22 protein-coding genes, 3 tRNA genes and 1 riboswitch are annotated in these 25,557 nt (G+C 68.4%); of the genes, 11 read left to right on the forward strand and 14 right to left on the reverse strand.

What is annotated here, in order from left to right; all coding sequences use genetic code 11:
- Window positions 1-2: 2 nt before the first annotated feature.
- Window positions 3-866, reverse strand: a complete 864-nt coding sequence (kdsA, locus tag IWC96_RS11260) for a 3-deoxy-8-phosphooctulonate synthase (RefSeq protein ID WP_021696027.1) — start codon at window positions 864-866, stop codon at window positions 3-5.
- Between the two features lie 123 nt (window positions 867-989).
- On the opposite strand from kdsA, the gene IWC96_RS11265 reads away from it, so the two are divergent.
- Both IWC96_RS11265 and IWC96_RS11270 read left to right on the forward strand, forming a co-directional pair.
- Window positions 990-2,444, forward strand: coding sequence for a deoxyribodipyrimidine photo-lyase (locus tag IWC96_RS11265; protein WP_196838939.1), 1,455 nt, complete (start codon window positions 990-992; stop codon window positions 2,442-2,444).
- A 12-nt stretch (window positions 2,445-2,456) separates the two neighbouring features.
- Window positions 2,457-3,674: a cyclopropane-fatty-acyl-phospholipid synthase family protein gene (locus IWC96_RS11270; RefSeq protein WP_021696025.1), complete on the forward strand. Its 1,218-nt coding sequence runs from the start codon at window positions 2,457-2,459 to the stop codon at window positions 3,672-3,674.
- Between the two features lie 4 nt (window positions 3,675-3,678).
- Here the strand turns inward: IWC96_RS11270 and IWC96_RS11275 are convergent, their stop codons facing one another.
- Window positions 3,679-5,235 carry a cryptochrome/photolyase family protein gene (locus IWC96_RS11275; RefSeq protein ID WP_021696024.1) on the reverse strand — a complete coding sequence of 519 codons (1,557 nt, stop codon included), beginning with the start codon at window positions 5,233-5,235 and terminating at the stop codon, window positions 3,679-3,681.
- 14 nt (window positions 5,236-5,249) lie between these two features.
- Here IWC96_RS11275 and sseA point away from each other — a divergent pair, with 14 nt between their 5' ends.
- A complete protein-coding gene (sseA, locus tag IWC96_RS11280) occupies window positions 5,250-6,080 on the forward strand; it encodes a 3-mercaptopyruvate sulfurtransferase (RefSeq protein WP_021696023.1) in 831 nt (276 codons plus the stop codon).
- Between the two features lie 15 nt (window positions 6,081-6,095).
- Here sseA and IWC96_RS11285 read toward each other — a convergent pair whose 3' ends face one another.
- Window positions 6,096-7,190 (reverse strand): amino acid ABC transporter substrate-binding protein, encoded by a 1,095-nt coding sequence (locus IWC96_RS11285; protein ID WP_231379015.1) that lies wholly within the window; start codon window positions 7,188-7,190, stop codon window positions 6,096-6,098.
- Between the two features lie 98 nt (window positions 7,191-7,288).
- On the opposite strand from IWC96_RS11285, the gene metC reads away from it, so the two are divergent.
- Window positions 7,289-8,470 (forward strand): cystathionine beta-lyase, encoded by a 1,182-nt coding sequence (metC, locus tag IWC96_RS11290; protein ID WP_021696021.1) that lies wholly within the window; start codon window positions 7,289-7,291, stop codon window positions 8,468-8,470.
- Here the strand turns inward: metC and IWC96_RS11295 are convergent.
- Complete coding sequence (locus tag IWC96_RS11295) at window positions 8,451-9,569, reverse strand: phytanoyl-CoA dioxygenase family protein (RefSeq protein WP_021696020.1); 1,119 nt, start codon at window positions 9,567-9,569, stop codon at window positions 8,451-8,453. The genes metC and IWC96_RS11295 overlap by 20 nt on opposite strands.
- A gap of 143 nt (window positions 9,570-9,712) precedes the next feature.
- Here IWC96_RS11295 and IWC96_RS11300 point away from each other — a divergent pair, with 143 nt between their 5' ends.
- Window positions 9,713-10,699, forward strand: coding sequence for a GSCFA domain-containing protein (locus IWC96_RS11300; RefSeq protein WP_196838940.1), 987 nt, complete (start codon window positions 9,713-9,715; stop codon window positions 10,697-10,699).
- A gap of 99 nt (window positions 10,700-10,798) precedes the next feature.
- Window positions 10,799-11,944 carry a tetratricopeptide repeat protein gene (locus IWC96_RS11305; RefSeq protein WP_196838941.1) on the forward strand — a complete coding sequence of 382 codons (1,146 nt, stop codon included), beginning with the start codon at window positions 10,799-10,801 and terminating at the stop codon, window positions 11,942-11,944.
- Window positions 11,945-11,955: 11 nt separating this feature from the next.
- On the opposite strand, the gene IWC96_RS11310 is transcribed toward IWC96_RS11305, so the two are convergent.
- The 3 genes from IWC96_RS11310 to IWC96_RS11320 form a co-directional block, all read right to left on the reverse strand.
- Window positions 11,956-12,032 (reverse strand) — tRNA-Arg (locus tag IWC96_RS11310).
- Between the two features lie 134 nt (window positions 12,033-12,166).
- The gene (locus IWC96_RS11315) at window positions 12,167-12,472 is read right to left on the reverse strand and encodes an ETC complex I subunit (protein ID WP_021696017.1); all 306 of its coding nucleotides are present in this window, start codon (window positions 12,470-12,472) and stop codon (window positions 12,167-12,169) included.
- Between the two features lie 71 nt (window positions 12,473-12,543).
- Entirely contained in the window at window positions 12,544-13,749 is a 1,206-nt protein-coding gene (locus IWC96_RS11320) for a potassium/proton antiporter (RefSeq protein ID WP_021696016.1), read from the reverse strand.
- Between the two features lie 99 nt (window positions 13,750-13,848).
- Window positions 13,849-14,010, forward strand: a riboswitch (yybP-ykoY riboswitch).
- A gap of 4 nt (window positions 14,011-14,014) precedes the next feature.
- Between IWC96_RS11320 and IWC96_RS11325 the strand changes: the two genes are divergently transcribed.
- Together IWC96_RS11325 and IWC96_RS11330 are read left to right on the forward strand one after the other, a co-directional pair.
- Complete coding sequence (locus tag IWC96_RS11325; protein WP_021696015.1) at window positions 14,015-14,578, forward strand: manganese efflux pump MntP family protein; 564 nt, start codon at window positions 14,015-14,017, stop codon at window positions 14,576-14,578.
- A gap of 78 nt (window positions 14,579-14,656) precedes the next feature.
- Window positions 14,657-15,424: an EAL domain-containing protein gene (locus tag IWC96_RS11330; RefSeq protein WP_021696014.1), complete on the forward strand. Its 768-nt coding sequence runs from the start codon at window positions 14,657-14,659 to the stop codon at window positions 15,422-15,424.
- A 46-nt stretch (window positions 15,425-15,470) separates the two neighbouring features.
- Here IWC96_RS11330 and IWC96_RS11335 read toward each other — a convergent pair.
- The 6 genes from IWC96_RS11335 to IWC96_RS11360 all read right to left on the reverse strand — a co-directional run bounded on the left by IWC96_RS11335 (window position 15,471) and on the right by IWC96_RS11360 (window position 19,385).
- A tRNA-Pro gene (locus IWC96_RS11335) sits at window positions 15,471-15,547 on the reverse strand.
- A gap of 70 nt (window positions 15,548-15,617) precedes the next feature.
- Complete coding sequence (locus IWC96_RS11340; RefSeq protein WP_231379016.1) at window positions 15,618-16,130, reverse strand: DUF192 domain-containing protein; 513 nt, start codon at window positions 16,128-16,130, stop codon at window positions 15,618-15,620.
- A gap of 40 nt (window positions 16,131-16,170) precedes the next feature.
- Complete coding sequence (locus tag IWC96_RS11345) at window positions 16,171-16,701, reverse strand: cold-shock protein (RefSeq protein WP_370541135.1); 531 nt, start codon at window positions 16,699-16,701, stop codon at window positions 16,171-16,173.
- A 224-nt stretch (window positions 16,702-16,925) separates the two neighbouring features.
- Window positions 16,926-17,000: transfer RNA gene (locus IWC96_RS11350), tRNA-Glu, on the reverse strand.
- 57 nt (window positions 17,001-17,057) lie between these two features.
- Complete coding sequence (gene recJ / locus IWC96_RS11355; RefSeq protein WP_196838981.1) at window positions 17,058-18,878, reverse strand: single-stranded-DNA-specific exonuclease RecJ; 1,821 nt, start codon at window positions 18,876-18,878, stop codon at window positions 17,058-17,060.
- 75 nt (window positions 18,879-18,953) lie between these two features.
- Window positions 18,954-19,385, reverse strand: a complete 432-nt coding sequence (locus IWC96_RS11360) for a hypothetical protein (RefSeq protein ID WP_231379017.1) — start codon at window positions 19,383-19,385, stop codon at window positions 18,954-18,956.
- Between the two features lie 93 nt (window positions 19,386-19,478).
- Between IWC96_RS11360 and phaC the strand changes: the two genes are divergently transcribed.
- Entirely contained in the window at window positions 19,479-21,440 is a 1,962-nt protein-coding gene (gene phaC, locus IWC96_RS11365) for a class I poly(R)-hydroxyalkanoic acid synthase (RefSeq protein ID WP_196838982.1), read from the forward strand.
- Window positions 21,437-21,814, forward strand: a complete 378-nt coding sequence (locus IWC96_RS11370; RefSeq protein WP_021696007.1) for a hypothetical protein — start codon at window positions 21,437-21,439, stop codon at window positions 21,812-21,814. Before phaC ends, IWC96_RS11370 begins: the two co-directional genes overlap by 4 nt.
- A 172-nt stretch (window positions 21,815-21,986) precedes the next feature.
- Here IWC96_RS11370 and IWC96_RS11375 read toward each other — a convergent pair whose 3' ends face one another.
- Entirely contained in the window at window positions 21,987-24,125 is a 2,139-nt protein-coding gene (locus tag IWC96_RS11375; protein WP_196838943.1) for a ComEC/Rec2 family competence protein, read from the reverse strand.
- On the opposite strand from IWC96_RS11375, the gene gltX reads away from it, so the two are divergent.
- Window positions 24,124-25,536: a glutamate--tRNA ligase gene (gene gltX, locus IWC96_RS11380; RefSeq protein ID WP_196838944.1), complete on the forward strand. Its 1,413-nt coding sequence runs from the start codon at window positions 24,124-24,126 to the stop codon at window positions 25,534-25,536. The genes IWC96_RS11375 and gltX overlap by 2 nt on opposite strands.
- The last annotated feature ends 21 nt before the right edge of the window (window positions 25,537-25,557 follow it).

A 25,557-nucleotide genomic window follows, 5' to 3' on the forward strand; every position in this document is an offset into this window, starting at 1 on the left:
GCCTACGCCGCCCTGCGCGCCGCCTGGCGCTTGGCCAGGTCGTCGAAGGCGATCAGGTCGGCGGCCAGCGCCTCGAACTGGTCCAGCGGCACCATGTTGGGGCCGTCCGACGGCGCGTTGTCGGGATCCTGGTGCGTCTCCATGAATACCGCGTCCACGCCCACCGCCACGGCGGCCCGGGCCAGCACCGGCACGAACTCGCGCTGGCCGCCCGAAGAAGTGCCCTGCCCGCCCGGCTGCTGCACGCTGTGGGTGGCGTCGAACACCACCGGACAGCCGATCTCGCGCAGGATCGGCAGGGCGCGCATGTCCGACACCAGGGTGTTGTAGCCGAAGCTGGCGCCCCGTTCGCAGGCCATCACGTTGGGATTGCCCGCACCGACCACCTTGGCGATGACGTTCTTCATGTCCCACGGGGCCAGGAACTGGCCCTTCTTGATGTTGATGGCCTTGCCGGTCTGCGCCGCGGCGATCAGCAGATCGGTCTGGCGCGACAGGAACGCCGGAATCTGCAGCACGTCCACCACCTCGCCGGCGATGCGGCAATGCTCCTCGGTATGAACATCGGTCAGCACCGGCAGACCCAGGGTCTCGCGGATTTCGGCGAAGATGGGCAGCGAGCCTTCCAGCCCGAAGCCCCGCGCGGCATCGGCCGAGGTGCGGTTCGCCTTGTCGAAACTGGTCTTGTAGATGATCCCTACATCCAGCCGCTCGCCGATCTCCTTCAGCGCTGAGGCCATCTCCAGGGCGTGCTGACGGCTTTCCAGCTGACAAGGCCCGGCGATAAAGACGATGCGCCCGCCCCCGCCTATGCGCACCGGACGCGACAGGCCTTGCGAAAGTTCGATCACGGCGTTGGGCTTCACGAAGACAAATCCTTGTATGTTTTCAGTCGGCGCGGCGTCCGAGCGCCGGTCACGACGTATCTATGCGGCGTTCAGGTGGCCCACTCGCCACCGAAACGCAAGATTACCACGGAGACCGCCTGAGTGGCCAACGACACGCCCGCCCCCGTCATCGTCTGGTTTCGGCGCGACCTGAGGATCGCCGACAATTCCGCCCTGACCGAGGCGGCGGAGTCCGGGGCGCCGGTGATCCCTCTGTATATCCACGATGAGCAACTGGACGGCCGCCCCCTGGGCGCGGCGTCCAGATGGTGGCTGGACAAGTCCCTGCGCGCCCTCGCCGCCGATCTGAAAGATCGCGGCGCCCCGCTCGTGCTGCGGTCCGGCGACGCCGAGTCGGTCTTGCGGTCGGTGATCGAGGAGACGGGTGCGCAGACCGTCTACATGAATCGCCTGTTCGAGCCGGCCGCCTGGGAGCGGGATGCGGAGATCGCCCAGGGGCTGAAGGCGGACGGCGTGACCTGTCGCGGCTTCAACGGGACCATGCTGGCCCGGCCGGGGTCGGTGCGCACGGGCCAGGACGCGCCCTACAAGGTGTTCACCCCCTTCCTGAAGGCGCTGCTTCAGGTCGTCGAAGAGCCCGCCCCCCGCGACGGACCGCGCACGCTGGACGGGATCGAGGGCCTTAAAACCGAACCCGTCGACGACTGGAGCCTGCACCCGACCCGGCCGGACTGGTCGGAAGACTTCGACTGGACCCCCGGCGAGGCCGGCGCGCGCGAGGCCCTGTCCCGCTTTCTGGCCGGCCCGCTCAAGGCCTACGGCGACGGTCGCGACGTTCCGGGGAAGGACGGGACCAGCCGCCTGTCCCCTCACCTGCATTTCGGCGAGATCAGCCCATGGCGGGCCGTGCACGCCGCGCGTCAGGCGGCCGAGGACGGCCGGGTTCCGGCCAAACAGGCCGAGAAATTCGTCAGCGAAATCGGCTGGCGCGAGTTCTCAACTCATCTTCTGCACCAGTTCCCCTACATGGCCGAGCGCGCCTTCCGGCCCGAGTTCGACTCCATGGTCTGGCGCGACGACGCCGAGGGTCTGGAGGCCTGGAAGCGCGGCATGACCGGTTATCCCATCGTGGACGCCGGCATGCGCCAGCTGTGGGCCACCGGCTGGATGCACAACCGTGTGCGGATGATCGTCGCCTCCTTCCTGATCAAGGACCTCCTGATCGACTGGCGCGAGGGCGAGGCCTGGTTCTGGGACACGCTTGTGGACGCCGACATGGGAAACAACATTCAGAACTGGCAATGGGTCGCCGGATCGGGTGCGGACGCCGCGCCTTATTTCCGCATCTTCAATCCCGTGACCCAGGGCGAGAAATTCGACGGGGACGGACGCTATGTGCGACGCTGGATTCCTGAATTGGCCGGGCTTTCCGACCGCTGGATCCATGCGCCATGGACCGCGCCGAAAGAGGTGCTGGCCGCGGCGGGAATCCGGCTGGGGCGTGACTATCCGGCTCCGATCGTGGACCATGCCATGGCGCGACAACGCGCCCTGGACGCTCTGGAGGACGTCAAGTCCGCACGGGACAAGGCCTGAGGGGAGGTTCTGATGACCGCAGTGACGCCGGATATCGCCGCGACCGCCGCGCGCACGCCGACCGGGTTCGGCATCCTTCTGAAGGTTCTGGCCGCCAACTGGGCCATCGGGCGGCTGACGGTTCGATTGCCCAACGGCGCGGTGCATGAACTGAAGGGCAAGAAGCCCGGGCCCTCGGCGACCCTGGTGGTCAAGGACTACAGCTTCGCCAAACGCGTCCTGGCCTCCGGCGATATCGGATTCGCCGAGGGTTACATGGCGGACGAGTGGGACACCCCGCATCTGGCGGGCTTGCTCGAGGTGCTCGTGCGCAATTACGAGGGCATCCAGCGGCTGTTCGACGGCAATGTGATCATGCAGGCCCTGCACTGGACGAGACACAAGCTGAACCGCAACAGCCGCGAGGGCGCGCGCAAGAACATCCACGCCCACTATGACCTGGGCAACGCCTTCTATGAGACCTGGCTGGACCGGACCATGACCTACTCCTCGGCGGTCTTCGAGACGCCGGGCGAGACTCTGGAGACCGCCCAGACCCGCAAATACGCGCGCCTGGCGCAGGCCATGAACCTGAAGGCGGGCCATCGGGTGCTGGAGATCGGCTGCGGCTGGGGCGGTTTCGCGGAGTACGCGGCCAGGGAAGTCGGCGCCCACGTCACCGGCATCACCATCTCCACGGAACAACACGCCTACGCGACCCGCCGCCTGGCCGAAGCCGGGCTGTCCGAGCGCGCCGACATCCAGCTGATCGACTACCGCGACGTCCAGGGCCGGTTCGACCGGGTCGCCTCCATCGAGATGTTCGAGGCGGTGGGCCAGGAGTACTGGCCGACCTATTTCAGCAAGATCCACGATGTGCTGGTGCCCGGAGGCCGGGCCGCCCTGCAGATCATCACAATCGATGACGCCCTGTTCGCGGGCTACGACAAGCGCACCGACTTCATCCAGAAATACGTCTTCCCCGGCGGCATGCTGCCCAGCGAGGCGGTGCTGCAGCCCATCGTGGAGCGCGCGGGTCTGGCGTGGAGCGGGATCGAGCGGTTCGGCCATTCCTACGCCGACACCCTGAAGCGCTGGGATGAGCGGTTCATGAGCGCGTGGGACCAGATCCAGCGCATGGGCTTCGATGACCGCTTCCGTCGGCTTTGGCGGTTCTACCTGGCCTATTGCGAGGCCGGCTTCCGCGCCGACCGCATCAATGTGATCCAGCTGGCCCTGAATCGGAACTGAGCGCTCAGCCCGGTTTCACCGCCCCCAGTTCAGCCCGCGCCTCCTCGGCTTCGCGCACCAGCGCCGCGCGCTGATCCTCTGACCAGCGGTCCAGGGTCCGGTACGGCATGGCCAGCCGGGGATTGTCGCGCAGACGCTCCCGGTTCCGCTCCAGAAATCCCCAGTACAGCCGGTTGAACGGACAGGCGCCCGGCCCGGACCTGGCCTTCACATCAAAGGCGCAGCCGCCGCAGTAGTCGCTCATGCGGTCGATGTAGGCCCCCGAGGCCGCATAGGGCTTTGACCCCACGATGCCGCCGTCGGCGAAGGTGGCCATGCCGCGCGTGTTGGGCATCTCGACCCATTCATAGGCGTCGGCGAAGACCACCATGTACCAGTCGTCCACCGCGTCCGGGTGCACCCCCAGCAGCATGGCCAGATTGCCGGTGACCATCAGACGCTGGATGTGGTGGGCGTACGCGTGGCTCCGCGCCTGTGTCACCGCGTCTGCTACGCAGGCCATGTCGGTCTCGCCCGACCAGAAGAACCACGGCAGCGCCCGGTCCGCGTCCAGATGGTTGCGGCGCAGATACTCCGGCGCCTTCAGCCAGTAGATCCCCCGCACGAACTCCCGCCACCCCAGGATCTGCCGGATGAATCCCTCCACCGCGTTCAGGGGCGCGCGCCCGGCACGGTACTCGGCCTCGGCCCGGCGGCAGACGGCCAGCGGGTCGAGCAGGCCCATGTTCAGGGCCGTGGAGATCAGCCCATGCCACAGAAACGGCTCGTCCTCCGCCATGGCGTCCTGCCAGTCGCCGAAGCCGGGCAGGATGTGCTTCAGGAAATCCGCCAGCACCGCCTCGGCCTGATCGTGGGTGACGGGCCAGCCGAAGCCGTCCAGGTCACCAAAATGGTCCTCGAACCGGGCCTGAACCATGGCGATCACCGCGCGCGTGGCCTCGTCCGGCGGACAACGCAGCCGCGAGGGCGTGTCGATGGAGGCGGGCAGGCGCTTGCGGTTCTCGGCGTCGAAGTTCCAGCGGCCGCCCTCGGGCTGGTCGCCGTCCATCAGCAGGCCGGTGCGCCGCCGTATCTCCCGATAGAAGAACTCCATCCGCAGCTGGCGCCGCCCCTCGGCCCAGCGCTGGAACATCGCGTGGCCGCAGATGAAGCGGTCATCCTCGCGCACCTCGACCGGGGCGACGCACTCTGCGGCGAAGGCGCGAAAAGCCTCGGCCAGCCGCCACTCCCCCGGCTCGGTCAGAATGACCCGCTCAGGGTCCAGATCCTCGACGGCCCGCGCCAGTTCATCAACGATTGATTGGCGGTTGTCCGGATCGTCCAGCCGCACATAGCGGACCGTCACGCCCCGCTCGCCCAGCCGCGCGGCGAAGGCGCGCATTCCGGCCAGCACCAGGGCGATCTTCTGCTTGTGATGGCGCACATAGCCGGTCTCGCCCTCGACCTCGGCCATCAGCACCACGTCGCGGACGGCATCCAGATCGCGCAGGCCCGCCAGCCCGTCGCTGAGCTGATCCCCCAGCACCAGCCGCAAGGCCCCCGTCCCAACCGCCGCCGTCATGCTAATCTGCCCCCATGGTCCATCATCCGCTCCTCTCTACAGACGAACTGGCCGCTCTTCTGGATGCCCCCGATGTTCGCATCATCGACGCCAGCTGGCGCATGGACGGGAGCCGTCCGGGCGACGACGAACCCCGCATCCCCGGCGCCGTGCGCTTCGACCTCGACGCTGTGGCGGACACCGCCAGTCCCTTGCCCCACATGCTGCCCTCGTCCGAGGCGTTCGCGGCGGCGGTCGGCGCCATGGGCATCGATCAGCAAGACCACATCGTCGTCTATGATGAGCGCGGCCTGTTCTCGGCGGCGCGGGTCTGGTGGACCTTCCGGACCATGGGCGCCCGGCGGGTCCAGGTTCTGGACGGCGGCCTGCCGAAATGGATGGCCGAGGGGCGGCCGGTCGAGACCGGGCCCGGGACCCCGACGCCGCACGCCGTGTTCAACACAGACTTTCAGGCCGCCCGGGTCGCCGGCCTGATGCAGGTCCGGCGCGCCATGGACGATCCCGCCACACAGGTGATCGACGCCCGCCCGGCGGCGCGTTTTCGTGGAGAGGCCGACGAACCGCGCCCGGGCCTTCGCAGCGGTCACATGCCGAAGGCGGTCAACCTTCCCTTCGTCGAGGTTTTGAGCCCCGACGGCACGCTGCGGACGCCCGCCGAACTCGCCGCCATCTTCCACCGCGCGGGCCTGGCGCCCGGACAGTCGGTCATCACCACCTGCGGATCAGGCGTCACGGCGGCGATCCTGACCCTGGCGCTGGCGGTGCTGGGACGCGACAGCGCGGTCTACGACGGTTCGTGGGCCGAATGGGGCGCCCGGCCGGATGTGCCCGTTCACGCAGAATAGACCGCCGCCTGCCGTCTAGCGGATCGGAAGCCCGTACATCAGACCGCGCGGACTGGCGTTCCACTGCGCATTCAGCCCCCGGGCCAGATTCACGGACGAGCGGGCGCCCAGATTGCGGTCGAAGATCTCGCCATAGTTCCCGACCCCCGCGATGGCGTCATGAGCCCAGGCGTCCGACAGACCCATCATGGATCCGAACCCGTCCTGGACGCCCAGCAGCCGCTGGATCCTGGGGTCCGGCGAGTTCTCGGCCAGTTGGTCCACATTCTCCTGCGTCACGCCCAGTTCCTCGGCCAGGATCAGGGCGTTCAGGGTCCAGCGCACGATGTCGGCCCACTGGTCGTCGCCACGCCGAACCACGGGGCCCAGCGGCTCCTTGGAGATCACGTCCGGCAGGATGGCGTGGGCCTGGGGATTGCCCAGCATGGTCCGCGCCGCCGCCAGGGCCGACACGTCGCCGGTGAAGGCGTCGCAGTCCTCGGCCACATAGGCTTCGCGCGCCTCCTCTTCGCTGGCGGCCATGACGGGCTCATAGCGCAGGTTCCGGACCGCGAAATAGTCCTGAAGATTCAGGGCGGTCGTGGAGTTGGACTGAACGCATATGCGGGCTCCATCAAGCTCCGCCGCGCTGGTCAGGGCCAGGGAGCGCCGCACCAGGAAGCCCTGGCCGTCATAATAATTGACCCCCACGAACTCCATCCGCTCGCCCGCGTCTCGGCCCATGGTCCATGAGGTGTTGCGCCACAGCACGTCGATGCGGCCGTCCGCCAGGGCCTCGAACCGGTCCCCGATGGCCAGGGGCACGAACCGCACCGCGTCCGGATCGCCCAGCACCGCCGCCGCCGTGGCGCGGCAGAAATCCACGTCGAACCCGCGCCACTGCCCGCGATTGTCGGTGTAGGCGAAGCCCACCAGGCCCTCGTGCACGCCGCAGTTCAACCGTCCGCGCGCGCGCACCGCCGCCAGGGTTTCGCTGGGCTCGGCGGCCTCTTCTGCCGGAAGGGGCGCGTCGGGGGCGCGGTCCGCCTCACGCTCGGGCTCGCCGTCGCCGCAGGCCGCCAGCATGAGCAGCCCCGTCATCAGCCCCGCCCGGATTGCGCGCGCGATCATCATCCTCGCCTTCGTCTGAACCGTGCATCAGGTGTTAGAAGCCTTTGGCATGCCTCCGCAACCCGCGAGGCGCCTTTCACAGCCAGACGGGCGCATTCATGAGCCGATCCCCTTCCGACCGCACCCGCCTGATCCGTTCGGCGACCCGCAAGCCGACGGAGGGCCGCCGCCCGGTCAATCCGCCCATCGAGCGGGCCTCGACCCTTCTGAACCCCAGCGCCTCGACCCTGCGAGATCCGTCGCTGGGCCCGGTCTACGGCATCGACGGCATGACGGTTCAGCATGAGTTGCGCGCCCTGATCGCCGAGATGGAGGGCGCGATCGACGCCTGGCTCACGCCCACGGGCCTGGCCGCCGTCACCATTCCCCTTCTGGCCCTGACGCGCCCGGGCGACACGGTGGTCGCCACCGACGCCGCCTACGGGCCCAGCCGCCGCTTTCTGGACCGGCACATGGCCGCCCGCGGTGTGACCACGCGCTATCATCCCGCCGACGCCACCACGGACCAGATCATCGGCGCCATGGACGGGGCCAAGCTGCTGCTGATCGAATCCCCCGCCTCCCTGACCTTCGAGATGATCGACGTCCCGGCCGTCGCCGCCGCGGCGCGTGAGAAGGGCGTCCTGACGGTCATGGACAACACCTGGGCCGCCGGTCTCGCCTTCCGGCCCCTCGCGCACGGCGTGGACGTCAGCGTCCAGGCGATCAGCAAATATGCGGCGGGCCACTCCGACCTGCTGATGGGCGCCGTCGCCGTCTCCGACGCGCGCATCGGCAAGGCCATCTTCAACACCATCGAGGACATGGGCTGGCACACCGCGCCCGACGAGGCCTGGCTGGCCCTGCGCGGCCTGCGCACCCTGCCGCTGCGCATGAACGAACACGCACGATCAGCCTTGCAGGTGGCGGCGTGGCTGCAGGACCGCCCCGAGGTCGCCCGCGTGCTCTACCCGCCCCTCCCCGGCTCGGTCGGCCACGACCTCTGGGCGCGCGACTATGCCGGCGCGGCGGGGCTGATGGGCGTGGTCTTCAACGGCGGAAGCGAGGCGGATGCCGAAGCCCTTCTGGACGCCCTCACCCTGTTCGGCCTCGGCTATTCCTGGGGCGGTTTCGAAAGTCTGGCGACCCATGAAACCAGCCAGATGACCCTGCGCCGCCATGCGCCCGCGCTCAAGGGGCCGCTGATCCGCCTGCACATCGGGCTGGAGGACCCCGCCGACCTGATGGCCGATCTGGACCAGGCCCTGACGGGGTGGCGCTCTAGATCATACCCTGCATGAACCGCACGCCGACCTTTTCGGCGTAGGTCTTCACCAGATCCCCGGCGGCCTGCACATCCGGGTTCTCGGATTTGCGCGCGGCGGTGAAGGGACGCTCCGCGTCGGCGATCGGGTGGCCGAACAGGGAGTTGGCGTACTGCACCTGGGCCAGAACGCGATAGTTCTCTTCCGGATGGACGCCTTTGTGCAGCGCGCTGGTGTCCACCAGGAACAGCGTTCCCGACGGCCCGGTGATGCGCGCTTCCTGATCCATCAGGCCATGCTGGGCCACCTTCTCGTCCGTATGGCGGCCGTCGGCCCACAGGGCGTCGGGACGCTCGCGGTGCGTGCCCGGGATCATGGCGTGGGGGCCGTCCTTGGGGCCCACGTCGGTCAGGTACATGAACAGCTTCACGAACCCGAGCCGGTACATGTCGTGGTGATAAAGCTGCGCCGTGTCCGACAGGTCCTTGGCGCTGACCGGCACGTTGGAGTTCACGAAGGCCACCGGCACGTCGAAGATCGGCGGCACGCCCATGTACTGATGCACGATGGTCAGCAGCAGCGGATCGGCGGCCACCTCGTACATCTCGCTGAAGCTGGTGATCCACGAGAAGTTGGACTTGATCTGGGGCGGCGCCTCGGGCGACCCCTCCAGGATCTTGGTCAGCTTGTCGCCGTGGATCGATTCCATCCGCGTCAGCACCTTGTCGCGCAGGCTCTCGACCAGGGCCGGCGGGATGGAGAATTTCGCCTTCCACATGCCGGTCTTCTGCAGCGAGCGCACCGCGCCGCGGATGGTGGTCGCCTGGTCCTCGATCTGGAACATGCTGCGGGACAGGACATATTTCTCGGACGGGACGTGGTCGGCGATCACAGAGCTGAACACCTGGTGGCTCTTGGACCGGGTCTCGGTGAAGGTCTGGCGCAGCAGCAGGTATTCGTCGTTGGTGTTGGTGCGCTTGCGGGCGTAGCCGCCATAGGCGTCGGCCATCTTCCGCACCGCATAGTTGGGCGGCAGGTACTCACCGAGATTACGGTTCAGCTCCGCTGCGGCCAGCCCCTCGACCTGGACGGAATAGTTGCGCGCCTGAACCAGAATCCTGTCGCCGAAGGCCATGGGCTTTCCCTGTACCGAAAGATCAGGCGGCAAGCTCTATGCGCAAGCCGGAAAAGGAGCAAGACGGCGCCGCCTGACGCGAGAGCCGCCTTGGCCCCGTTCCATAGCTGCACTAGTGTGGCGCGCAGCCAGAGGAGACCATCATGGCGGACGACAACAGCGGCGAACTGATCCCGGCGGAGGCCCCCCTCCAGAAATATGTGGTCAAGGAATCAGCCAATCCGCGCTGGAGTTCCCACTTCAAGAACAAGATGATCACGGTGGCCCGGAAGCCGCTTTTCGGTCCCGAGGATCAGATCTTCACCATCGGCAGCTGCTTCGCCGAGCGCATCCGCTCGTTTCTCACGGCCGAGGGCTTCAAGGTCGGCCCGCCCACGGACCACATTCCGATGGCCCCGAACCGCTACAATATCGACCGGCTGCCCCGCTATCCGCATCTGGACTACTACAACACCTTCACCATCCGGCAGGAGTTCGAGCGCCACATCGGCGAATGGACCCAGGCCCCCGACGATTACTGGACCATCAAGGACCCCATGTGGGAGGGCGAGGTCGCCTATCAGGACCCCTATCGCCGCGCCACCTTCGGCCGCACGCCTGAGGACTTGCAAGAGGCGGTCCGCCATACCGACGCGGCCATCGATCGGGGCATCCGCGAGGCCGACGTCTTCTTCATGACCATGGGCATGGCCGAGGTCTTCAGGAACAAGCAGAGCGGCAAGATCGCCTGTCAGAAGCCCGGCTACGCCAAGGGCGGCGGCGAGGAGCAGACCGAGTTCCACATGTCCTCGTACGAGGAAAACTACGCCAACCTCAGGCGCATCGTGGAGATCATCACCCAGGTGCGTCCGGACGCCCGTATCGTCTTCACGGTCTCGCCGGTGCCGCTGGCCCGCACCTTCTCGGACAATGACATCGTCGCGGCCAACACCGAGGGCAAGAGCATCCTGCGCGCCGCCATCGGGGCCATCGCCCGCGACTTCGACGCCGTGACCTATTTCCCGTCCTATGAACTGGTCATGGCCAATTCGCCCTTCAGCTGGCGCGAGGACGACGGCCGCCACGTGGACAACTGGATCGTCTCCAGGATCGTCAAGACCTTCAAGGCGGCCCACTGCACCACGGGCTGAACCCGGCAACCCTCCATCCGTTCTGAGCCGACGACGGTCTCCTTGCCGGAGCGTCGCCGAATTTCGAGCCCTGACCTCATCCCCAGTTTCGAGACCAGCTTGCCAGACTCTCCCACGCCCCTGGATCACCCGCGCTTTCGCGTCTTTCCCCGCAAGTCGGAGAAGCTCGCTATTTTCTTCTCGGGCTCCAACACGGCCGATCATTCTTTCGAGTGGCTTGATACGGCCCTGCGCATCGACGCCAGCGCCATTGTCGTCAGCAACGGCCCGAACCAGTGGTATCAGGCCGGGATCGACGGCCTGGGAGGCGACCGCACCGAGGTGACCCGGTCATTCCGCCAGTGGGCGAAGCATCTCGACGCCCAAAGCCTGTACACCGTCGGCGCCGCAATGGGCGGAACCGGGGCCTTCCTGCACGGCGTCCCTCTCGGCGCCCGCGTCCTGGCCTTCTCGTGCGAGACACAGATGGACCTGGTCGGCGGCAATGTGCAGCGGTTGATGGAGAAGGGGTTCACGCCGCCCGTTCCCGACCTGAGGCCCATGGTGGAAAAGGCCCGGGCGCCGATTTTCCTCTACGCCGGTGAAAGCGATCCCGTTGATCTCTATTCGGCGTTCAATCTCGCCGACCTGCCGAACGTCTTCGCGGACTCCCTGAGGCGCGTGCAGCACGGCGTCGTCAGCTATCTGCACCGCAAGGGCCGCCTCGCCCCGATGATCGACGCCTTCCTGGACAACCAGCATTTGCCGCGCATGCCCGAGGGCGGCTGGGGACTGGATGAGCAGTTCGCCGAGACACTCTATGACGCTCACCGCGCCGACATCGAACGCCGCTGGGGCGACTCGGCGCGCCTGGCGAAACGCGCGATGAACTATTACCCGCGCTCGGATTACGCCAATTACCTGCACGGCAAGGGCATGCTTCATCTGGGCAAGTTCAGCCACGCCGAGACCGCCCTGGCCGCCGCCGTGGCGCTGAACAGCGGACTGACTCCTGCCAGACTCCAGCTCGCGCGCGCCATCGAGCGGATGGGCAGGCTGGACGAAGCCGTCGCCGCCTACACCCAGATCGCCGACCACCCCATCATCGGCGGGCGCGCCAATTTCGCCCTGGGGCAGATTCACAGCCGACGTGGAGACCTGACATCCGCCTTCGCCTGCTTCCGGCGGGCGGTCGAGATGGATCCGCAGCGCGCCAATTTCCGGGCCAAGCTGCAGGAGCTGGAGGGCGGCGAAGCGGCCGCCTGACCGCTAGCCCCTGGCGCGCCCGGCAGGACTCGAACCTGCAACCGTCCGCTTAGAAGGCGGATGCTCTATCCGGTTGAGCTACGGGCGCCGTCAGGCATGCGGTGAAGTAGCGCGAAGCGCGGCGGCCGCAACGAAAAATCTCGGCTCAAGTAGCGCAAGGCGCGGTAGCCGAAACGAAAAATCGCGGCTCAAGTAGCGCAAGGCGCGGTAGCCGCAAACAAATCAATGCGTCCAGGGCTGCTTGCGGCCCGGGGCGAAATTGTCGGCGTAGGCTTTCAGGATCACCGGCGCGGCCTGCGGCTCCTGCAGCCTGAACGGGATGCCGTGCCGTTCCGCATAGGTCACCGCTTCCTCGGCCGTATCGAAGGTCAGGCGCACCTGGCCGTTCATGTCCGTGGACGATGTCCAGCCCATCAGCGGGTCGTTGGTGCGCGCCGTCGCCGGCTCGAACTCCAGAATCCAGTCGCGGGTCTTGGCGCGGCCGGACTGCATGGCGGTCTTGGCGGGACGATAGATGCGCGCGAGCATGGCGGGCCCTGAAGAATCTGAATGTCAGAAGCGGCCCAGATAGCGCGCGCCGCCGCCCCGGTCCAGCGCGCTCACGCGGCGACCGGCCTCGAGGCGTTGACGCCCAGCTTGCGCGCCACCCAGCCCAGGGTCGGCCCCTGCACCAGGCTGGACACGATCACCACGAAGAACACGATGTTGAAGATGGTCTGTGACCCGGGCACGCCCGCCACGATGGGAAAGGTCGCCAGCACGATGGGCACCGCGCCGCGCAGCCCCGCCCACGACACGAACAGCTTGGCCCGCCAGTCGAACCGCCTGAACGGCGCCAGGCAGATGAAAACGCTGATCGGCCGCGCCACCAGCATCAGCACCGCCGTCACCGCCAGACCTGGCGCCGCGACCCCGCCCAGCTGGCTGGGGAACACCAGAAGACCCAGCGTCAGGAACATCACCACCTGCGCCAGCCAGGCCAGGCCGTCCTGGAACACGCCGATGGTGCGCCGCGCCTGATACTCGCGGTTCCCCGCCACGATCCCCGCGATGTATGCCGCCAGAAACCCGTTGCCGCCCAGCACGGCGGTCAGTCCGTAGCTGAGCAGCGCCGCCCCGATGGACACGACCAGCGACATGCCGCTGGTCCGCAGCCGCATCCGCTTGATCAGCGACGGAAGGGCATAGCCGATCACCACGCCAAGCACCGCGCCCAGCCCCATCTGGGTGATGAACTGGGGCACGAAGGGCAACAGGGACGCGTCCGGCGTCGCCACCAGCACCAGCGCCGCCCCCACGAGGAAGATCGCCATGGGGTCGTTGGAGCCGGACTCCAGCTCGATCAGCCCGGTCAGATCCTCGCGCAGGTCGCCGCCCCCCTGCCCCCGCATGATGGCGAACACCGCCGCCGCGTCAGTGGACGCCACAACCGCCCCCAGCAGGAACCCCTGGGTCACCGTGAACCCCAGCAGGTAGACCGCAGCCAGGCTGACGATTCCCGCGCTGATCATGACCCCCACGGTGGACAGCATCAGCGCCGGGCCCGCCGACGGCCGCACCAGCTTCCAGTCCGTGTCCAGCCCGCCGGAAAACAGGATGAACACCAGACACGCCACCCCGATGACCTGGGCGAAGGCGTAGTCGGAGAACACGATCCCGAACGGCCCGTCCGACCCCGCGATCATGCCCAGGGCCAGGAACCCGATCATGGCCGGCAGGCCGAACCGGCTGGACAGGCTGCCCGCCAGCACCGTGGACAACAGCAGCACCGCGACCGCGAGGAAGGCGTAGTCGATGGGGTTCATGGGTTTCTTAAGGACCGGACGAATCGCGTGAAGGCAACACCCCATGCGGCGTCCCGCCGCTTGAACGCGCGTGACTCAGCCGCTAGTCAGGCGCTCCCGTTGGGGAGTAGCCGCCGGCCGCCTTGAAGGCCGGGACCACGTCAACATATTCGCGCTTCGGCGCGTGGCGCGGTCAGCGGAGGTCATCCGCCTGGCGAGACCAGCGCGTCCCACCGTCTCGCCGGCGGCGTGGGATGCGCGTCTCGTCGTCCGGCGGAGTGAGCTCATGACCCCCGGCGCCGTCGCCATCCTGTCGCTCAGCATGTCCACCGACGCCTTCGCCGCGTCCGTGGGGCGCGGCGCGGCGCACCGCCCGTCGCTGGCCCAGGCCCTGCGCGCCGGGCTGATCTTCGGGTCGATCGAAGCGGCCACGCCGGTGATCGGCTGGAGCCTGGGCCTGATCGCCGCCGGGGTGGTGCAGCAGATCGACCACTGGATCGCCTTCGTGCTGCTGGCGGGCGTCGGGGCGCACATGGTCTGGCACGGGGTTCGGCCCCAACGCGAGGAGCAGCCCCCCGTCCGCCGGGGGTTGATGCCCCTGATCGCCACCGCCGTGGGCACAAGCATCGACGCGGCCGCCGTCGGCGTGGGCCTGGCCTTCATCGGGGTGAACATCTGGATCATCGCGCTCAGCATCGGCCTGACCACCTTCACCCTGACCACCCTGGGCATGCTCATCGGCGCCCGCGTCGGCGCCCGCATCGGCAAGCACGCCGAACTCCTGGGCGGCCTCGCCCTCATCGGCATCGGCGCCTTCATCCTGGCCGAGCACATGGGTTGGATGGCCTGACGGACACCGCCTCCAGCGCACGCATCCGGCATTTTTTAACCCGTTCAGATGATTATGGGGCTCAAAGGGAGTTCTGTGATGAGTTGTGTGGCTTGCAGGGACGGCGCCGGGTTTGAGCTGCCGATCACCATGGCGTTCCAGCCCATTGTCGATGTGCGGACCGGGACCGTGTTCGCCTATGAGGCCCTGGTTCGCGGCCAGGACGGCGGCGGGGCGGGCAGCGTGCTGGCGCAGGTGTCGGCCGAAAATCGCTACGCCTTCGATCAGCTCTGCCGGACGACCGCCATCGAGTGGGCCTCGAAGCTAGACTTGGCGGCCGACGGCGCGAGCCTGTCCATCAACTTCCTGCCCAACGCCGTGTATGAGCCGCGGGCCTGCATCCGGGCGACCCTGGCCGCCGCCATGCGCACCAGCTTTCCGGTGAGCCGGATCATCTTCGAGTTCACCGAGGATGAGTCGATGGACACCGACCATATCCTCAACATCCTCCGCTCCTATCGGGCCATGGGGTTCAAGACGGCGATCGACGACTTCGGCGCCGGCTTTGCCGGGCTGGGGCTGCTCTGCAAATTCCAGCCCGACATCGTCAAACTGGACATGGCGCTCATTCGCGGCATCGACACAGACCGGGTCAAGCGCGCCATTGTCGCCAACACCCTGAATATGCTGCGCGATCTCGGCATCGACCCCGTCTGCGAAGGGATCGAGACCTTTGATGAGCACAACGCCCTGCAGGATCTCGGCGTCTCGCTGATGCAGGGTTATCTGCTCGCCAAACCCGCGGTCGAGGCCCTCCCCCCGGTCTCCTGGGCCCGCCCTGTCGAGGACATGGCCCGCACCGCATAACGGGCGTTCCGAAGGTCTGGAAAGAGCCTTCCCGGACAGGAGCCCCTGGTCGGAGCGGCAGGATTCGAACCTGCGACCCTCTGCTCCCAAAGCAGATGCGCTACCAGGCTGCGCTACGCTCCGATCAGGCGGGGCTTATAGGCATGGCCGGGCGCCGGCCGCAATCGCCCGTCTGCGCGGCTGTCTGCGAACCTCAGTCGGCGTTGTTGAAGAAGGGATGGCGGACCACGTCGCCCGGTTCGGCGCCGATCTCCTCCGTGCGGCCGGCGCGGACCTCCAGCACCCCCTTGGCGGCGCCGTAGGACGGCAGGTTCTGGCGTGAATACGGCGTGGTGTGTCGGGCGATGGAGACGATGCGTCCCTGATCGTCGATATAGACGATGTCCAGCGAGCTGGGCGTGTTCTCCATCCAGAAGCCGCGCTCGGCCATATCCGGAAACTGGAACAGCATGCCCCGGTCGTCGGCCAGGGGTTCGCGGAACATCAGGCCCCGGGCGCGCTCTTCCTCGGTGTCGGCGATCTCGACCCAGAAGGCGTGTTCGCCGCTGTCGGTGACCACGGTCAGGGCCTCCAGCGGATTGCCCGCCTCGTCCATGGGCGTGGACTGGGCGCAGGCGGCTCCCGACAGGGCCAGGGCCAGGGCGGCGGTCAGCAACAGGCGGCGGTGCATGGGCGTATCCCGGATGGCGCGATCAACGGGCGGCATTACGCCTCAGCCGCGCGCGGAAATAAACCGGAAATGCGGTCTATTCCCCGGGTTCGATCTCGGCGACCACCAGTCCCTTGGGACCCCGGGCGAAACGCACCCGCACGGTATGACCCGGCAGCAGGTCATCCAGGCCGCAGCGGCGCAAGGTCTCGATGTGGATGAAAATGTCGTCCTGGTCGCCGTCCCGCACCACGAAACCATAGCCCTTGGCGCGGTTGAACCATTTCACCGTCGCGGGCTCCATGGGACCGTCCGCCTGCACCGGCGGGCGCGTGGGGCGGCGAGTGAAGGCGTCCAGATTGCTGCTGGACCGCCGCAGGCCGTCATAGCCCGAAGCCTGGTTCGGATCGGGCTCCGCCAGATCCAGTATCTGGGTGGCCTGCCAGCCCTTTGGGCGGCGCACGGCGTCGCAGGTGATGGCGGCGCCCTCGGCGGCGGTCTCGCAGCCGTGGTCGCGCAGGCTGGAGACATGCAGCAGCACATCCTTCATGCCTGTGAGGGAAGAATCCTCAGGCACGATGAAGCCATACCCCTTGGCGGGGTCGAACCATTTGACGTGACCGGACATGCGGACCGTTTCGGCCGTGACGTCCTCATCCAATTCGTACGCTGACATAAGTCCCCCGCCTGCGACAAACCCCTTGCAGACGGATTATGCTTAACACGGTTCGGTGAACGCGGGAGAGCCAGAAAGCAAAATTTCGCGCAAAACGCGAGAAAAAATCCGCGCCACGCGTCATGATTCGCCGCGGCTCGCGGGCAAAGAAACCAGGATTTCGGGGAAACCCCGCGTGGCAGTCCCTAGGGGAATCGAACCCCTCTTTTCAGGTTGAAAACCTGACGTCCTAACCGATAGACGAAGGGACCGCTGCGCGAGAGCCGGCGATATAGCGGCCTGTTTCCGGCGTTGCAAGCGGGGTCGGACTAAAAATCGCTGGTTTCGCGACGCGGGTCGTGGGCGTCCTCGACCTCGAACTGCACACCCCGGCGGCCGTTCCAGTCATCCGCCTTCAGCCGACCGACCACGCTGAGCCCCGTCGCGCCCGACAGCAGCGCCCGCCCCAGCGGCAGGTCAGCGCAACGCCAGGCGATGGCCTTGACCGAGGCGCCGTCCGCCGCCGTCAGCCGGCAGCGCACATGGCCGCCGGTCATGGCCACGGGCTCGCGCGCCGTGACCCGGTCCAGGGCGAACAGCGGCTCGGGATTGGACGGGCCAAACGGCGCCAGGCGCTCGAAATCCTCGAACAGACTCCGGCTGGCCGCGCGACAATCGAGAATCGCATCGACATCCACCACGTCCAGAACCTCGGCCGCCGCCTGCTGGTCGGCCAGCGCCTCTTCCAGAAAGGCGCGCGCGGCCTCGATGCGGTCCCCCGCCACGGTCAGGCCCGCGGCCATGGCGTGGCCGCCGCCCGCCATCAGGTGCCCCGCTTCCCACGCAGCCTGCACCGCCCGGCCCAGGTTCACCCCCGGCTGCGACCGGCCAGAGCCCTTGCCCACGCCCGTGGCGGGATCGACCCCGATCACGATCACCGGCTTGCGCCAGCGTTCGCGCAGCCGCCCGGCCACAATGCCCACCACGCCCGGATGCCACCCCTCGCCCTCCACCACGATGATGGCGCGGTCCAGCGCGTCGGGGCCCCGGCTCTCGACCTGGCGCACCGCCGCCTCGGTCACCTCGCGCTCCACCTCGCGGCGGGACGTGTTCAGGGCGTCCAGCTCGGCGGCGATGCGCGCGGCCTCGGCCGGATCGTCCGTGGACAGCAGGCGCGCGCCCAGATCGGCCCGGCCGATGCGCCCGCCCGCATTGATTCGCGGCCCGAGGATGAATCCGGCATGGCTGGCCTTGGCCGGCCCCGGCTCCATGCCCGCCACGGCCAGAAGCGCCGCCAGCCCCGGATTGCGCCAGTCCGACATGACCTTCAGCCCCAGCGCCGCCAGCGCCCGGTTGAAGCCGTTCAGCGCCGTGACGTCACAGATGGCCCCCAGCGCCGCCAGATCCAGCCACTGGCGCAGGTCCGGCTCGGCCCGCGCGGCGAACAGGCCCCGCGCCCGCGCCGCCCGGTTCAGGGCGGCCAGCAGCACGAACACCACCCCCGCCGCCGCCAGATTGCCCTGGCCCGAGTTGCAGCCCGGCCGGTTGGGATTGACCACCGCCTCGCAGGCGGGGGGCTGTTCGCGCATCAGGTGGTGATCCACCACCACCACTTTCAGGCCGATGGCCGCGGCGTGGGCCACCGCCTCCACCGCCGCCGCCCCGCAGTCCACGGTGATGACCAGGTCCGCCCCGCTCGCCTTCAGCGTCTCGAACGCCTTCGGGCTGGGGCCATACCCCTCGGTCAGGCGGTCGGGCACATAGATGGGCAGGTCCGCCCCCATGGCCCGGAACCACCGCACCAGCAGCGCCGCGCTGGAGGCCCCGTCCACGTCATAGTCGGCGAACACATGGATGCTCCGGCCCGCCGTCAGGGCGTCCAGAATGACCTCGGCGGCCTTGTCCATGTCGAGAAAGCTGGACGGATCGGGAAACAGCGCCCGCAGGGTCGGGCTCAGAAAATCCTCGCCCTGGTCCGCCGTCACGCCCCGCGCCGCCAGCGCCCGGGCCAGCGGCTCGGCCAGGCCCAGCCCCTGCATGTGGGCGCGCACCGTCTCCGCCTCGGCCGGGCGCTGAAGCCAGGCGCGGCCGGACAGGGAGCACGACACGCCCAGGAAATTCACCGCTGTCGCCACGCCGCCGTCCGCCATGCGCCCTTGTACCTCATCATCCATGCCAGTCTGGCCCGCAGGGTCGTCGGATTCGGTCGCAGGCGTGAACCGATCCTATTGCCGCGGATCAATGGGCGGCGGCGGTTCGGCGCGTTCGCGCAGGGACTGGGCGAAGGCTTCGATCTCGGCCGCTGTACGGGCCGTCGCGAGGCTCATGCGCGCGCCCGCGACCCGGCCGCGCACCGAGGCGGCCCAGGCGTCGGGATCATCGACAAAGGTCCAGTCTATGGCGGCGGCGCTCTGGCTGACCGCCTGTCCGGTCTGGTCCAGCCCGGCAACCCGCGTGGCGATCACGCCGGGCGCCGGCACGTCGGTCGGCGCGGCCGGAAAATCAGCCCAGCGCGGATACTCGCGGTTGGCGTCCACCAGATGCTGGATGCGATCGGACAACGGCGCCTGCGGATCCATCGCGGTCTGGAACGGCGCTGCGCACGCCCCGCTCAGAAGCAATCCGCCCATCACGGCGGCCCGGGCTGCATTTTTCATCGCCGATGCGTTCATCTTGAGCCCGGTCATATGCCATCATGGGGCGACGAGGAAGGGCGACGCCGCCTTGCATCGATCCAGCAGGAGCCGTTCATGGCCACGCCGCCGAAAAAGCCCGCGACACGCACCGCCAAAAAGGCCGCGCCGAAGAAGGCCGCGCCGCGCGCAGCGGCCAAGCCGAAGACCGCAAAACCGAAGACCGCAAAGCCTGCGCCGGAGCCTGAGGCCGCCGCCGCTGCGGCTACCCCGCCCCCGTCCCAGCCGGACGCCTTCGCCCCCTTCGCCATCGGCGCCGAACAACGCCGCATGATCGAGACCCTGTCCCTGAACATCGCCCGGGCGGCCATGACGGCCCAGTCAGCCTTGGCCGAGGCGGCCCTCAGCCGGGCCGACCGCCCTGCGGCCCTGTCGGCCGATCCGCTCAATGTCGGCCCCGCCATGACCTCGGTCATGACCAGCCTGGCCTCCCGTCCCGAACGTCTGTTCCAGGCCCAGGCCGATCTGTTCGGCCGCTACATGACCCTGTGGACCGACACCGCCCGGCGCGCGGCGGGCGAGGACGTCCCGGTCACCGCCGCCCCCGACAAGCGGTTCAAGGACCCGGCCTGGGCCGAGAATCCCATGTTCGATGTGATGCGCCAGTCCTACCTGGTCACCGCCGACTGGATGAACACTCTGATCTCCAGCGCAGACGATGTGGACCCGCGCACCCGCCGCCGGGCCGAGTTCTTCACAAAGCTGCTGACAGACGCCTTCTCCCCGTCCAATTTTCTGGCCTCCAACCCCGCGGCGCTCAAAGCTCTGGCCGAGACCAGCGGCGAGAGCCTGGTGAAGGGCATGCAGAACTTCGCCGCCGACCTTGAGCGTGGCGGCGGCAAGCTGGCCATCAGCCAGGCGGACTACGGCAAGTTCCGCGTGGGCGAGAACGTGGCCACCAGCCCCGGCCAGGTGGTCTGGCGTGACGAACTGTTCGAGCTGATCCAGTACGACGCCGCCACCGACAAACAGCGCGCCATTCCGCTGCTGATCTTCCCGCCGTGGATCAACAAATTCTACATCCTGGACCTGCAGCCCGCGAACTCGATGATCCGCTGGCTGTCGGAGCAAGGCTTCACCGTCTTCGTCTGTTCGTGGGTCAATCCCGACGCCGACAAGGCCGCCTTCGGCTTCGACGACTATCTGGAAAAGGGCATCTACCGCGCCACCTCCAGGGTCATGGAGCAGTGCGGCACGGATCGGCTCAACACCGTCGGCTACTGCATCGGCGGCACCCTGATGGGCGCGGCCATGGCCCATATGGCGGCGAAGGGCGACGAGCGGATCAACGCCTGCACCTTCTTCGCCGCCCAGCATGATTTCGAGGAGGCCGGCGACCTCCTGCTGTTCACGGACGACCACTGGCTGGCCGAGATCGAGGGCATGATGGACGAGGCCGGCGGCGTCCTGCCGGGCAGCGCCATGGCCGACACCTTCAACGCGCTCCGGGCCAACGACCTGATCTGGTCGTTCTTCGTTTCCAACTATCTGATGGGCAAGGATCCGCCGTCCTTTGACCTGCTGTTCTGGAACGCCGACCAGACCCGCATGCCCAAGGCCCTGCACATGGCCTATCTGCGCAAGATGTACGGCCAGAACGCCCTGGCCCGGGGCGACTTCGAGATCGGCGGCGTCCGCGTGGACCTGTCGAAGGTCAGGACGCCCATCTACGCCCAGGCCAGCCGCGAGGACCACATCGCGCCCATGAACTCGGTCTATCGCTCGACGAAGCTGTTCGGCGGGCCGGTGACCTACACCCTGGCCGGCTCCGGCCACATCGCGGGCGTGGTCAACCACCCGGCGGCGGTGAAGTACCAGCACTGGACCAATCCGGACCTGCCCGACACCCTTGCGGAATGGCAGGCGGGCGCCGAGCAGCACCCGGGCTCCTGGTGGCCGCACTGGGCCGCATGGCTGCATGAGCGGTCCGGCGACTGGGTTGACGCCCGCGATCCGAAAAAGGGCGCCCTGAAGCCCATCGAGCCGGCGCCCGGCGCCTATGTGAAGGTGAAATCTTGAAGCGTATCGATCCCAACGTCCTCCTGGCCATAACCACCCTGTTCGCTGTGGCCCTGCTGGTCATGAGCGCCACCATCTTCGGCCCTGCCGATCCGCCCTGGCGCTATGTGGCCACGGCGGCGGTGGTGACGGTGGTTTTCCTTGTTCTTCAGCCCTTCGTGCCCCGCTTCATGAAGATGAAGAAGGGTCCGCTGGTGATCGCTGAAGCGCCCAGTTCAGCGGTCTGGGCCGCCATCTATCCGGGCCTGATCATCCTCGCCGCCGCCCTGCCCCCGCTGTTTCCGGGCGTCAGTTTCGGCCTGGCCGTGGTGATCGCGGCGGTGTTCCTCGGCTCCACCATCGAGTCCGCCATCATGAGCCTGCGCAAGGCATAACCTTCTCCCGATGGGAGAAGGGGGAACCCGCGCACCGGAGCGCGTCAGCGCGGAGGTCCTTGCGCGGGGGATGAGGGTCGGGCGCCCGGAACCGCTGAACCCTCACCCTGCGCGCGAAGAAGCGGTCTGCTTCGCATCCCGCTGCGTGCAGCCCTCTCCCGACGGGAGAGGGTCAGGCCCGGGGCGACCACGGCCGGTCGCCGCGCACGTCCAGCGTCCACACCCCGCGCCAGACCCCCTCTTCACGCCACAGCTCCACCGCCCCGCCGCGCCGGAAATCCTGGTCGTCCAGCACCAGCCGGTCGTCGCAGGCGTCCGGCAGGCGGTCCAGCCCGGCCCGCACCGCCACCACCTCGGCCGATGTGCAAAGCACCGCCATCTGCTCCGCGTCCGGCGCCCGCGTGCCCCACCACAGGGCCAGCGGTCCTGTCTCCGCAGGGCGGCGCGAGAACCGGTCGGCGGTCCAGTCCTCGCCCGGCGCCACGAGGGCCAGCCCCCGCCGCTGGGACCACAGATCAATGGGAAACTGCCGCACCCCGGGCCGCAGCTGGATCGCCTGCCGCTCCATCCGGACGCCCGCCGTGGTGGCGCCGTCCCCGATCCACAGGTCCGGCGCCGGCGGGCGCGGCCAGAGCAGCACCGCCAGAGCGAAGGGAACCCCGACCCAGCGCCCTCGCCCCTTCCACAGGCACAGCCACAGCACGCCCAGAAAGGCGATGGGCAGGGCGATGTCCGGCGCGCTGGGGATGGTCCGCACCGCCCCGGGCAGGTTCGCGGTCCAGTGGCCGATGGCCAGCATCAGGTCCACGCCCCACCCCGCCACCGCCAGGAACGGCCCGCCCAGCCCCAGCGGCTCCAGCGCCGCGCCCAGCGCCAGGGCGGGCATCATCACAAAGCTCGAGATCGGGGCGGTCGAGACATTGGCGATCAGGCCGAACACGGCGGTGCGGTTGAAATGCTGCATGGCGAACGGCCCCGTGGCCATGCCCGCCACCAGGCTGGCGGCGCAGGCGGCGAACAGCCACCCCCCGAACCGCTGCGCCGTGACGATGATCCACGGCACCGAGATCTCCCGCGTCCGCACCGGCCAGTTCTCGGCCAGCGCCACCAGGGCGGCCGTGGCCGCGAACGACATCTGGAACCCCGGCTGCACGATGGACTCGGGCCGGAAGATCAGCACCACGAAGGCCGCCACCGCCAGGGCGTTCATGCTGATGGCCCGCCGGTCCAGCAGGATGGCCAGAAAGGCGATGGCCGCCGTGGTCGCCGCCCGCTCGGCCGGGGGCGGCCCGCCCGAGATCAGCAGATAGGCCCCCACCGCCGCCAGACCGGCCCACGCCGCCACCTTCTTGCCCGACACCCGCAGCGCCAGCCACGGCCACGCCGCCACCAGCAGCCGCACCCCGAAGAACACGAACCCGCCCACGATGGCCATGTGCAGGCCCGAGATGGACAGGATGTGGAACAGCCCCGAGTCCCGCATGGCGTCCATGTCTTCCTGGATCAGCCACGCCTCATGCCCCGTGGTCATGGCCGCCGCGATGCCGCCCGTCCGCTCGCCCAGCCGGTCCACGATTCGCGAGGCCAGCTCGAAGCGCACCCCGTTCAGCCACATGAGCCGCTGCAGGCCCTGGGGCGGCTCCGGCAGGCTCGCCGCCCGGGTCTCGCCCAGCCCGAACGCCACCCCGCCCATGCCGAGGAAAAAGGCGTTCCTGCCGAAGTCATAGCTGCCCGGGCTGGCGGGCGGCGGCGGCGGATTGACGATGGCGAATATCCGCACCGGCGTCCCCGGCGCGGGCGCCGCCCCCCGCAAGGTCGCGCGCAGCCGCAGCGGCGTCTCTTCCGGCGTCAGCCCCCGGATGCGCACGGGCGCCAGCACCACCCGCGATCCCCGCGTCCCCGGGCTGTCCACATCCACCACCCAGCCCTCGATCACCGTCGGTTCGGCCAGCGCCGGAGCGATGGGCGCCGCCACCCGCTCGGTCCGCGACTTGGCCGCCGCCAGCCCCAGCGCCAGACAGGCGATCAGCATCAGGGGCACGGTCATCGCCCGTCCCGCGCCCCGCCGCCGCGCCACGACCCACACCGCAGAAGCCACCACAGCAAACAGCGCCAGAGGCCACATCGGCGGCTCGCCCGGCAGCCCGAAATAGACCGCGCATCCTCCGCCGAAGGCCACCGGCGCCCACAACCGCCAGCGGTCGCGCTGGGCCGAAACGCTCCCTGCCAGCCAATCAATGATGCGCGCGCGTATGGGCTTGGCCGCTTCCGGCGTTATAAGGGCGGCCCCATCGGACACCGCCCCGGACATGACTGAACCCTCACCCGTCGTCACCCGCTTCGCCCCTTCGCCCACAGGCTACCTGCATATCGGCGGGGCGAGAACAGCGTTATTCAACTGGCTGTTCGCCCGTCATCATGGCGGCAAATTCCTGGTGCGCGTCGAGGACACCGACCGCGAGCGCTCCACCGACGACGCGGTGAAGGCCATCTTCGACGGCATGGCCTGGCTGGAGCTGTTCGCCGACGAGGAGCCGGTGTTCCAGCACGCCCGCGCCGACCGTCACCGCGAGGTGGTCGACCTGCTGCTGGAAAGCGGCCACGCCTACCGCGACTACCTGACCGCCGAGGAGACCGGCGCCCTGCGCGATCAGGCCAAGGCCGAGGGCCGCGCCTTCGAATCCCCCTGGCGCGACCGCGAACCCACAGTGGATGACCTGTCCAAACCCCACACCGTGCGCTTCCGCCGCCCCGCCGATACGGCGGTGTTCGTGGACGACGCCGTGCAGGGCCGGGTGCGCTGGGAATCGTCCTCGCTGGACGATCTGGTGCTGCTGCGCTCGGACGGCGCGCCGACGTACAATCTGGCCGTGGTGGCCGACGACCACGACATGGGCGTCACCCACGTCATTCGCGGCGACGACCACCTGAACAACGCCGCTCGTCAATCATTGATATATGACGCCCTCGGCTGGCCCCGCCCGGTGTTCGCCCACATCTCCCTGATCCACGGCCCCGACGGCGCCAAGCTGTCCAAGCGTCACGGCGCCCAGGCCGTGCACGAGTACGCCGAGATGGGCTATCTGCCCGAGGCCATGCGCAACTATCTGGCCCGGCTGGGCTGGAGCCACGGCGACGACGAACTGTTCAGCGACGAACAGGCCATCGCCTGGTTCGACCTCGACGCGGTCAACAAGGCCCCCGCCCGCCTGGACTTCGACAAGCTGGCCCACGTCAACGCCCACTGGATCCGCCTGGCCGACGACGAGCGCCTGGCCAAGCTGGTACTGGACCAGCACCTCAGGAACGGCCACGTCCTGGCCGAGGGCGACGAACAGCGTCTGGTCCAGGCCATGCCCTTCGTGAAGGACCGGGCCAAAACCATCATCGAACTGGCCGCCCAGAGCGCCTTCGTGCTCCAGCGTCGCCCGCTTGAGCTCAACGACAAGGCGAAAGCCATGCTCGAGGGCGAGACCGGCGAGCGCATGGGCCGCCTGCTGGAGCGCCTGCGCCTGTTCCAGAGCTGGGACGTCTTCGCCCTTGAGTCCGAACTCAAGGCCTTCGCCGAGGACGAGGGCGTCGGCTTCGGCAAGATCGGCCCGCCCCTGCGTGGCGCTCTTACCGCAGGGTCAAGTTCGCCTGATCTGGCCCGAACTTTGTCGTCTCTGGGGCGAGAAGAAAGCCTCGGACGCTTGGAGGATGCGCTTTCAGGCCTTAAGTGAACGCGCACAACAAACGACCCG

The sequence above is a fragment of the Brevundimonas sp. BAL450 genome, assembly GCF_015767455.1.
GTDB lineage: Bacteria > Pseudomonadota > Alphaproteobacteria > Caulobacterales > Caulobacteraceae > Brevundimonas > Brevundimonas abyssalis.